Raw genomic sequence first — 7,852 nt, 5'->3', positions numbered from 1 at the left:
CCGGGGCGGTCGGCGCCGTGCCGCGCGGGCGTGCGCGGCGCCTCTTCGAGCACCACGTGCGCGTTGGTGCCGCCGAACCCGAAGGCGTTCACCCCGGCGCGCGCGGGGCCCGGGCGCGCGGGCCAGTCCACCGGCCGGCCGGGGATCTCGTACGGCAGCGACTCCAGGGGGATCGCGGGATTGATCCGGGTGAGGTTGAGGTGCGGGGGGATCGTGCGGTGCGCCAGGCTGAGGACCGTCTTGATCAGGCCCGCGATGCCCGCGGCGGACTCGGTGTGTCCGATGTTGGTCTTGACCGACCCCACGTAGCACCGGGTGCCGGGCTGCCGCCCGACCGACAGGACGCGGCCGAGCGCCACCGCCTCGACCGGGTCGCCGACCGGGGTGGAGGTGCCGTGTGCCTCGACGTAGCCCAGGTCGCCGGGGACGATGCCCGCCTCGGCGCAGACCTGCTCGACGAGGGCCTCCTGGGCGCGCCCGCTGGGCACGGTGATGCCGCTGGTGCGGCCGTCCTGGTTGACTCCGCTGCCGATGATGACCGCGTGCACCGGGTCGCCGTCGCGCTCGGCGTCCGCCAGCCGTTTCAGCGCGACCACACCGACGCCCTCCGCCCGTACGTAGCCGTTGGCCGAGGCGTCGAAGGCGCACGACCGCCCGTCCGGGGAGAGGAAGCCGCCCTGGGACTCGGCGATGGTGTACTGCGGTGCCATGTGCAGCAGCGTGCCGCCGGCCAGCGCGAGGGAGCTCTCGCCGCGGAGCAGGCTCCGGCAGGCCAGGTCGACGGCGACCAGGGAGGAGCTGCAGGCGGTGTCGACCGACACGCTGGGACCGCGGAAGTCGAAGCAGTGCGAGATGCGGTTCGACACCATCGTCATCATGGTTCCGGTCGCGGTGTGCGCGGCGATCGTGTCGAAGCCCAGGTCGGCGAATTGCAGGATCTTGTAGTCGAGGGTGAACGCGCCGACGAACACCCCGACGTCACGCCCCGCCAGTTCCTCGGGCCGCTGGCCGCCGTCCTCCAGGGCCTCCCAGGTCACCTCCAGCAGCTTGCGCTGCTGGGGATCCATGAGTTCCGCCTCCCGCGGGCTGATGCCGAAGAACTCCGGCTCGAACTCGTCGAACCCCCGGATGTAGCCGCCGCGTCCGCCGACCAGCCGCCCCGGCCTGATCCGGTCCGGGCTGCCGAGGGAGGAGACGTCGTAGCGGTCGGCGGGCGTCGGCGTGAGGCAGTCCCTGCCGTCGACCAGGTTCCGCCAGAAGCTCCGGTGACAGGACGCGTCGCCCGGGAACCGGCAGCCGATGCCGATGACTGCGATCCTGTCGCGGCTCATGGTTTCCCCCCATGTCGGCCCACGCGGAGCTGATGACTCTACGCATCAGGTAGATGACTCTGCGCATCCAGGTGAATACATACCGTGGTCATGTACGGATCATGGGTACGTACGCCCGAAAGAGTGAGGGGCGCCGCGCGTCGACCGCCGGGGCACCGCCCGGAAACGCGTCAGGGGCCGTTCATGAGAACGGCCCCTGCGTCGCGATGACACCGTCGGGACGACAGGATTTGAACCTGCGACCCCTTGACCCCCAGTCAAGTGCGCTACCAAGCTGCGCCACGTCCCGATGTCCGTCTGACCTGGGGTTTCCCCCGGCCCGACGTGCACGGAAACCATACCGCACTCGGGGTGGTGATCGCGCACCCGTTTGCCCGCGGGGGTCCACCGCCCCGTCAGTCGACCAGGTGCAGCCCCAGCCGGGGATGTGCCTCCAGCAGCCGGGGCGGGGCGGCCTGGCGCCAGGAGTCGGCGAGGATGTCGCGCAGCTCCGTCTCGTCCTCCAGCGCGGCCAGCCTGACCCGGACCCAGGCGGAGTACGCCTCGTGGTCGGCGACCCAGAACTTGGCGGGCTCGGCCAGGACGAGCTCGTCGCGCTCGTCCTTCGGGCAGCGCACCGCGACGGAGGTCTCCTCCTCGGGCAGCGTGGCGAACATCTTGCCCGCGACCCGGAACGTGGGCATGCTCCAGGCGGTCACCTCCGCGGTGTCCGGCAGGGACAGGGCGACACGGCGTACGTCTTCGGCATCCGGCATGACAGGCACCGTAACGGGCCGCACCGACAACGGCTCCGCGGCCGTCCGCGGCCCACAGTGAGCCGGTGCCCCTCACACGCGCGCGGCCGCGCGGAGTGCCTCCAGCACCGGGCGGATCAGCGGATGCCCCTCCGCGCCCCGGCGCACGGCCGCGAAGACCCGGCGGGTGGGGGCGGTGCCGTCGACGGGGCGTACGACGACGCCCGTGAGGTCCATCCCGCGCAGGGCCGAGCGCGGCACGAGGGCGACGCCCGCGTCGGCGGACGCGAGGGCCACGACCGCGCGGAAGTCGTCGGAGGAGTGCTCCAGGGAGGGCTGGAAGCCGGCCGCCTCGCAGGCCAGGACCACCACGTCGTGGCAGGGGTTGCCGGGGTAGGGACCGATCCACGGGTCCTTGGCGAGCTCCGCGAGCGGGACCTCGCCCGCGTCGGCCAGCCGGTGCGTGACGGGCACGACGGCGTCGAAGGGCTCGGCGTACAGCGGGACGTGGGTGAGGCGCGGGTCGTCCGCGTCCGGGGCGCCCCGGTACTCCACGGCGACCGCGACGTCGACCTGCCGGTCGAGCACCATCGGCAGGCTGGCGTCGCCCTCGGCGTCCCGGACCCGGACGCGGATGCCGGGGGCGGTGCCGGCGAGACGGTGCAGCGCCGGGGCGAGGACCTGGGCGATGCCGGTGGCGAAGGAGGCGACGGTGACGGTGCCGGCCGAGCCGGTCGCGTACGCCGCCAGCTCGGCCTCCGCCCGCTCCAGCTGGGCGAGGACCGCGTGGGTGTGGCCGAGCAGGATCTCACCGGCCGGCGTCAGCCGCACCCCCTTCGCGCCGCGCTCGACCAGCCGGTGGCCGGTCTCCTGCTCCAGGGCGGTCAGCTGCTGGGAGACGGCGGAGGGTGTGAGGTACAGCGCGGCGGCAGCGGCGGTGACCGTGCGGTGGTCGGCCACCGCACGGAGGATGTGCAGCCGCCGCGCTTCGATCATGTGAACTATTGTCGCAGCGCGTCCGGGCCGCTCAGGCGTCCAGCTCCGCCCGCGCCGCCACGAAGGCGTCCACCGCGCGGTGCACGTCCTCGGTGGAGTGCGCGGCGGAGAGCTGGACGCGGATGCGGGCCTGGCCCTGCGGAACCACGGGGTACGAGAAGCCGATCACGTACACCCCGCGCTCCAGCAGCAGTTCGGCCAGGCGCCCGGCCACCGTCGCGTCGCCGATCATGACGGGCGCGATCGCGTGGTCGCCGGGGAGGATCTCGAAGCCCTCCTCGGTCATCCGGCGGCGGAACAGCGCGGTGTTCGCGGCGAGCCGCGTCCGCAGGTCGTCCGCCGACTCCAGCAGGTCGAGCACCTTCAGCGAGGCCGCCGCGATCACCGGGGCGAGGGTGTTGGAGAAGAGGTAGGGGCGCGAGCGCTGGCGCAGCAGGGCGACGATCTCGGCGCGGGCGGCCACGTAACCGCCGGAGGCGCCGCCGAGGGCCTTGCCGAGGGTGCCCGTGATGATGTCGACGCGGTCCATGACGCCGTGCAGCTCGGGGGTGCCGCGCCCGCCGGGGCCGACGAAGCCGACGGCGTGCGAGTCGTCGACCATCACCATGGCGTCGTAGCGGTCGGCGAGGTCGCAGATCTCGTCCAGCGGCGCCACGTAGCCGTCCATGGAGAAGACGCCGTCCGTGACGATCAGCTTCCGGCGGGCGCCGCCCTCGGCCGCCTCCTTCAGCTGCCGCTCCAGGTCGGCCATGTCACGGTTGGCGTAGCGGAAGCGGCGGGCCTTCGACAGGCGGATGCCGTCGATGATGGAGGCGTGGTTGAGGGCGTCGGAGATCACCGCGTCCTCCGGGCCGAGGAGCGTCTCGAAGACGCCGCCGTTGGCGTCGAAGCAGGAGGAGTACAGGATCGTGTCCTCCTGGCCGAGGAACGCGGAGAGCCGCGCCTCCAGTTCCTTGTGCACCTCCTGCGTACCGCAGATGAAGCGCACGGAGGCCATGCCGTAGCCCCAGCGGTCGAGGGCCTCGTGGGCGGCGGCGATCACCTCGGGGTGGTCGGCGAGGCCGAGGTAGTTGTTGGCGCAGAAGTTGAGCACCTCACCGGGGCGGCCGCCCGCGGTGACGTTCACGGTCGCGGACTGCGGGGTGCCGATGACCCGCTCGGGCTTGTGCAGGCCGGCGGCGCGGATCTCGTCGAGGGTGGTGCGGAGGTCGTCGCGTACGGAGTCGAACATCATCAGTCCTTACAAGGTCCAGTCGAGGATGATCTTGCCGCCACGGCCGCTCGCCGCGTCCGCGAAGGCGGCCTCGAAGTCGCGGTGGCCGTACCGGCCGGTGATCACGGGGGCGAGGTCGAGGCCGCCCTCCAGCAGCACCGACATGGCGTACCAGGTCTCGAACATCTCCCGGCCGTAGATGCCCTTGATGGTGATCATCGAGGTGACGATCCGGGACCAGTCGACGGGGAACTCCTCCGCGGGCAGGCCCAGCATCGCAATCCGGCCGCCGTGCGTCATGTTGGCGATCATGTCGCGCAGCGCCTCGGGGCGGCCGGACATCTCCAGCCCGATGTCGAAGCCCTCCCGCAGGCCCAGCTCCCGCTGTCCGTCGGCGATGGTGGCGGCGGAGACGTCGAGCGCGAGATCGGCGCCGATCTTGCGCGCGAGGTCCAGCCGCTCCGCGCTGACGTCGGTGACGACGACGTTGCGGGCCCCCGCGTGCCGGGCCACCGCCGCGGCCATCAGCCCGATCGGCCCGGCACCCGTGATCAGTACGTCCTCGCCGACCAGCGGGAAGGACAACGCGGTGTGCACGGCGTTGCCGAACGGGTCGAAGATCGCCGCGACGTCGAGATCGACCGGGACCCGGTGCACCCACACGTTGGCCGCGGGCAGCGCCACGTACTCGGCGAACGCGCCGTCCCGGCCGACGCCGAGCCCGACAGTGGCCCGGCACAGGTGGCGGCGTCCGGCGAGGCAGTTGCGGCACTTGCCGCACACCAGGTGCCCCTCGCCGCTGACCCGGTCACCGACCGCGACGTCGACAACGTCACGCCCGGTCGCGACGACCTCGCCGACGAACTCGTGACCCACGACCAGCGGGGTGCCGATCGTCCGCCGCGCCCAGCCGTCCCAGTCACGGATGTGCAGGTCGGTGCCGCAGATACCGGTCCTCAGGACCTTGATCAGTACGTCACCGGGGCCGACGTCCGGCTCGGGGACGTCCCGGAGCCACAGCCCGGGCTCCGCCTTCTCCTTGACCAGCGCCTTCACGCAACGGCTCCTAGCGGGGGTGAGGTCCCGGAGCGGGGCATGCCGGAGGAGCCCGTGCCGGGAGGGGGAATGGGGTGGTGAACCCGTAGAAGATCTTCCGTACGGTGCCGTCCCCGGTCCATCGAGCTTTTCTTAAGCTGCGCCGCAGCTTTCCTTCACACCCGCCCCGGCTCGCGCCGCGGAAGCCTGTCGCGGAAGCACCCGGTGACCCGCTGGTCAGGGGAGCGTCTCCCGCTGTTCGAGCCGCGCCGTGAGGTCGGCCGCCGTGGCTTTGATGCTCTCCAGCCCCGCCCTCCCCCAGGGGCGCGGCGCGGTGTCGGCAACGCACACCGTGCCGAGCGCGATGCCCGTGCTGTCGACGAGGGGGGCGCCCAGGTAGGAGCGGATGCCGATCTCGTCGACGACGGGGTTGCCGGCGAAGCGCGGGTAGTCGTGGACGTCCTCCAGGACCAGTGCCTTGCGGCGCACCACCACGTGGGGGCAGAAGCCGTAACTGCGGTCCAGGTGGCGGCCCAGCGTCCGTTCGACGCCGTCCGGCCCGCGCACGGCGCCCTCCGGCGCGCACAGCCCGGCGAAGAACTGCCGGTGCTCGTCGACGAAGGTGATCATGGCGTACGACGCCTGCGCGTGCTGCGCCAGCCGGTGCGCGAGGGCGTCGAGGGCGGGTTCCGGCCGCTCACCGAGGCCGAGCAGGCGCAGCCGCCGTACGCGCGCGGGGGCGTCCTTGTCCTCGGGGGTCAGCAGCAGCCGGCCGGGCGGGCGCGGTGGATCGTAGGTCATGGCCGTGCTCCACGGGCCGCGTCGGCCCTCATGTGTGGGCTCCGCGGCTCGGGGCGTGCCCGGGGGTGTGGGCGAGGAGGTGGCGGACGAGGGTGAGCAGGGTCTGCACGGCGGAGCTGGAGATCCGGGCGTCGCAGCGCACGATGGGGACGTCGGGGTCGAGGTCGATGGCGGCGCGGACCTCCACGGGGTCGTAGCGGTAGGAGCCGTCGAACTCGTTGATGGCGACGATGAAGGGCAGGCCGCGCTGTTCGAAGAAGTCGACGGCGGCGAAGCAGTCCTCCAGCCGACGGGTGTCGGCGAGCACGACCGCGCCGAGGGCGCCCTCGCAGAGCTCGTCCCACATGAACCAGAAGCGCTGCTGCCCGGGGGTGCCGAACAGGTAGAGCACGTGCTTGCGGTCGAGGGTTATCCGGCCGAAGTCCATGGCGACGGTCGTCTCGACCTTGTTCTCGACGCCGTCGAGACTGTCGGTGCCCTCGCTCACCGTCGTGAGCAGTTCCTCCGTGCTGAGCGGCGCGATCTCGCTCACCGCGCCCACGAAGGTCGTCTTGCCCGCCCCGAATCCTCCCGCCACCAGGATCTTCAGCGCGGTGGGAAACGGGTCACAGCTGTCGTCGTAGTCCATCGAGCACTGCCTCCAGAAGGGCCCGGTCGGTGTGGTTGTCGTGGAAGGTCGGCGGTCTCTCGGTGAGGAGCCCGCCGTCCACGAGGTCGGACAGGAGCACCTTGGTGACCGCTGCCGGCAGTTCGAGGTGGGCGGCGACCTCGGCGACCGACACGGGTGCCCGGCACAGCTCGAGTGCCTGGGTGTGCTCGGGTCCGAGGTAGCCGAGGGGGGTGGCGCCGGTGGCCATCACCTGCGACAGCAGGTCGAGCGACGTGCTCGGCCGGGTCCGGCCGTCGCTGACCGTGTAGGGGCGCACCAGCCGTCCGGCCGCGTCGTCGAGCCAGGGTCCGTCGCCGGCCGGGGCCGCGCTCAAGGCCTCATCGCCGGGGGTTCCACGGCGGGCTGCCTGGGCGCGGTCGTCAGATAGGGCCGCACGCTCTTGACCAGCATCGCCATCTCGTAGCCGAGGACCGCGGCGTCGGCCTCGCGCCCGGCGAGGACGGCGAGACAGGTGCCGGAGCCGGCGGTGGAGACGAACAGCAGGCTGGAGTCGAGTTCGACGACGACCTGGCGCACCTCGCCGCCGTCCCCGAAGCGGATGCCCGCGCTGCGTCCGAGGGAGTAGAGGCCGGAGGCCAGCGCGGCCATGTGGTCGGCGCTGTCCGGGTCGAGCCCGTGGACGGACTTCACCAGCCCGTCGCAGGAGAGCAGCACCGCGCTCATGGTGTGCGGTACACGCTGCACGAGGCCGCTCATCAGCCAGTCGAGATCGGACACCTGTCCGGTCGGCGCATCGCTCGCCATGGTGGATCGACTCCTTGGGGTACGAAGGTCCGCGGGAGCGGAGGGGGTGGGTGGGGGGAGGGCGGGCGAGGTGGTCATCCGGCCGGTGCGCCACCGTCGTGCCGGGGCGCGGGCGGGGTGCGGTGCGCGCCGGTCGTCTGTTCCGCGGGCCCGGCCGGGTGCGGGCCGCCCAGGCGGGTCGCGCTCAGGGGTGGTGGCGGTACGGCCCTGGGGGCGGGCCCCGGTGCGGGTTCCGGTACGGCTCCCGGAGCGGGGGCGGGGGCGGACGCCGAGTCGGTGCGCGACGTGTCGCGGGGTGCGCGCCCGGCGTCGCGTACGTCGGTGGGGC

9 protein-coding genes, 1 tRNA gene and 1 pseudogene are annotated in these 7,852 nt (G+C 72.6%); all 11 read right to left on the bottom strand.

Annotated elements, in window-relative coordinates; all coding sequences use genetic code 11:
* Positions 1–1,331: polyketide synthase (locus UW392_RS12225; protein WP_320774955.1), on the bottom strand; the 1,331-nt coding region annotated here is incomplete at its 3' end.
* A gap of 215 nt (positions 1,332–1,546) precedes the next feature.
* Positions 1,547–1,620 (bottom strand) — tRNA-Pro (locus tag UW392_RS12220).
* A gap of 106 nt (positions 1,621–1,726) precedes the next feature.
* Positions 1,727–2,086, bottom strand: a complete 360-nt coding sequence (locus tag UW392_RS12215) for an MmcQ/YjbR family DNA-binding protein (RefSeq protein WP_320774954.1) — start codon at positions 2,084–2,086, stop codon at positions 1,727–1,729.
* Positions 2,087–2,158: 72 nt separating this feature from the next.
* Entirely contained in the window at positions 2,159–3,061 is a 903-nt protein-coding gene (locus tag UW392_RS12210) for a LysR family transcriptional regulator (RefSeq protein ID WP_320774953.1), read from the bottom strand.
* Between the two features lie 31 nt (positions 3,062–3,092).
* Positions 3,093–4,292 carry a glycine C-acetyltransferase gene (locus UW392_RS12205; protein ID WP_320774956.1) on the bottom strand — a complete coding sequence of 400 codons (1,200 nt, stop codon included), beginning with the start codon at positions 4,290–4,292 and terminating at the stop codon, positions 3,093–3,095.
* 9 nt (positions 4,293–4,301) lie between these two features.
* Positions 4,302–5,330, bottom strand: coding sequence for an L-threonine 3-dehydrogenase (gene tdh / locus UW392_RS12200; RefSeq protein WP_320774952.1), 1,029 nt, complete (start codon positions 5,328–5,330; stop codon positions 4,302–4,304).
* Positions 5,331–5,546: 216 nt separating this feature from the next.
* A complete protein-coding gene (locus UW392_RS12195) occupies positions 5,547–6,110 on the bottom strand; it encodes a GAF domain-containing protein (protein WP_320774951.1) in 564 nt (187 codons plus the stop codon).
* Between the two features lie 28 nt (positions 6,111–6,138).
* Positions 6,139–6,738 carry an ATP/GTP-binding protein gene (locus UW392_RS12190; RefSeq protein ID WP_320774950.1) on the bottom strand — a complete coding sequence of 200 codons (600 nt, stop codon included), beginning with the start codon at positions 6,736–6,738 and terminating at the stop codon, positions 6,139–6,141.
* Positions 6,716–7,093, bottom strand: a complete 378-nt coding sequence (locus tag UW392_RS12185) for a DUF742 domain-containing protein (protein ID WP_320774949.1) — start codon at positions 7,091–7,093, stop codon at positions 6,716–6,718. Before UW392_RS12185 ends, UW392_RS12190 begins: the two co-directional genes overlap by 23 nt.
* Complete coding sequence (locus UW392_RS12180) at positions 7,090–7,524, bottom strand: roadblock/LC7 domain-containing protein (protein ID WP_320774948.1); 435 nt, start codon at positions 7,522–7,524, stop codon at positions 7,090–7,092. Before UW392_RS12180 ends, UW392_RS12185 begins: the two co-directional genes overlap by 4 nt.
* A 74-nt stretch (positions 7,525–7,598) precedes the next feature.
* Positions 7,599–7,852, bottom strand: a pseudogene (locus UW392_RS12175) (hypothetical protein); the annotation flags it as partial.

This window comes from Streptomyces sp. CRN 30 (genome assembly GCF_034105845.1).
Note: the sequence above shows the minus strand (reverse complement) of the source record. Positions and strands in the feature narration are given on the sequence as shown.

Bases quoted from the DNA above. Each gene is read 5' to 3' on its own strand.
- UW392_RS12215 (WP_320774954.1), bottom strand. From the start codon at position 2,086: ATGCCGGATGCCGAAGACGTACGCCGTGTCGCCCTGTCCCTGCCGGAC.
- UW392_RS12210 (WP_320774953.1), bottom strand. From the start codon at position 3,061: ATGATCGAAGCGCGGCGGCTGCACATCCTCCGTGCGGTGGCCGACCAC.
- UW392_RS12205 (WP_320774956.1), bottom strand. From the start codon at position 4,292: ATGTTCGACTCCGTACGCGACGACCTCCGCACCACCCTCGACGAGATC.
- UW392_RS12195 (WP_320774951.1), bottom strand. From the start codon at position 6,110: ATGACCTACGATCCACCGCGCCCGCCCGGCCGGCTGCTGCTGACCCCC.
- UW392_RS12190 (WP_320774950.1), bottom strand. From the start codon at position 6,738: ATGGACTACGACGACAGCTGTGACCCGTTTCCCACCGCGCTGAAGATC.
- UW392_RS12180 (WP_320774948.1), bottom strand. From the start codon at position 7,524: ATGGCGAGCGATGCGCCGACCGGACAGGTGTCCGATCTCGACTGGCTG.